Annotated in this window: 2 protein-coding genes; both read right to left on the bottom strand. The window is 70.2% G+C overall.

Annotated features, from left to right (window positions below; genetic code table 11):
* The coding region (locus DSP71_RS18245) for an RDD family protein (protein ID WP_147251377.1) at positions 1-885 on the bottom strand (885 nt) is incomplete at its 3' end.
* Positions 882-1,519, bottom strand: a 638-nt coding sequence (locus tag DSP71_RS18240) for a hypothetical protein (protein ID WP_258546539.1), incomplete at its 5' end; no start/stop codon positions are given. The genes DSP71_RS18245 and DSP71_RS18240, both read right to left, overlap by 4 nt.

Raw genomic sequence — 1,519 nt, 5'->3', positions numbered from 1 at the left:
CGGAGCCGGAGCCGGAGCCGGAGCCGGAGAGAATGCTGCCGGGCCGGGAGCCCCCGTCGCCAGCGACGGGGGCACGGCCGACACCATGGATCCGACGCCCGGGGCCTCCTGCGGCTCCGGCGCGGTGCCCCCGGCGGATCGATGCGCGCCGATCACGCCGCCGGAGAACCGTGCACTCGGAACATACTCCGCCGGGGCATCGCGATGTACCGGCGTGGCCAGGGACGGGAGCGGCGCCTTCTCCTCGTGCTCCGGCGTCTTCACCCGCTTGCGCGCGATGCGCATGCGCTTCTGGTCGTAGGGGTTCAAGCCGCCCCGCACGTCCACGAACCAGGTCGCGGCGGCCAGGTCGAGCCATCCACGGCCGCGCTTCTCGATATCGAAGAGCGGCGAGAGCATGATCACCAGCACGGGGCCGACGATCGGCACGATGAACGAGGCGTACGCGACGAGGTACCGGACCACGGCGCCGCGCCAGAATCCCGGGCGCTCGAGAGTGAGGACGTTCACCGAGCGGATGCCACAGATCGCCTTGCCGAGCGTCACTCCCTTGCGTCCGTGCAGCACGAGCTGGACCACCACATACGCGATCATCAGCCCCTGCGAGACCGCGGCCGCGACGATGAGCCACACCAGGTCACCCCGGGCGAAGAACGTCTCCGCGTCGAACTCCCCCGACACCGCCTGAGCGAGCACGGGAGTCAGCGCGATGATGGCCGGAAGCGCGATGAGCACGGCCACCGTCCACTCGATGAGAGCGGCGAGAACACGCGCTCCCCGTCCCGCCGGTCGCAGCCCCAGCGACGCCGCGTACGCGGGGTCGGGGCGTCCGTGCGCGTCGAGCCCTTCGACCTCGGGAGCGTGGTCGTCGATCTCCCAGATCACTCCTGCTCTCCCTCGGCCTCGTCGACGGCGTGCGCGGTGTCGAGCAGAGGCAGGTCGCTCTTGCCGACCAGGCGCGAGGCGATCACGTGTTCGACCAGCCGCGCGCGACGGTTGGTCGCGAAGCTGCGCTGCCCACCGCGCATGCCGGGCACACCGATCCGGTCGAACTTGTCGCACACGTTGTCGAGTTTGCGGTTGAAGCGGGTGACCGTCCACCCGAGTCGCTCCGCGGCCTTCGCCGAGGTGGGGATCTCGCTCATGCCCGTGCCGTCCCTGCGTAGCTGCGGCTCGGCCAGCGCGAGGATGAGGAGCTTCTGGCTGAGGGTCAGCGGTACGTCTCCGATCGTCGATGCGCCGCCGTCGTCGTGCTCGCGTCTGGTCGCACGGAACGTCGGCTCGGCCGCGTGCAGGGTGAGCTCGTACGTCGTCGGTCCTGCGCTGAACACGACCGTGGTGGTCTCGAAGACCAGCGGAAGACGGGCGCCGGGCGCGAGCCATGCCTGCACTCCGCCGGCCGAGTCGGTCACGGTCGCCGTGAGGCGCGTGCCGACGTTCGACAGCCACCACAGCCCGTCGGCGTCGGTGATCTCCAGGAAGTGCCGGTGCAGGAACAGATTGTCGTCGAGTTCGAGGT

This window comes from Microbacterium sp. H6 (assembly GCF_003314775.1).
Lineage (GTDB): Bacteria > Actinomycetota > Actinomycetes > Actinomycetales > Microbacteriaceae > Microbacterium > Microbacterium oxydans.
The sequence above is the reverse complement of the archived record's forward strand: the minus strand, read 5'-3'. Positions and strand labels throughout refer to the sequence as shown.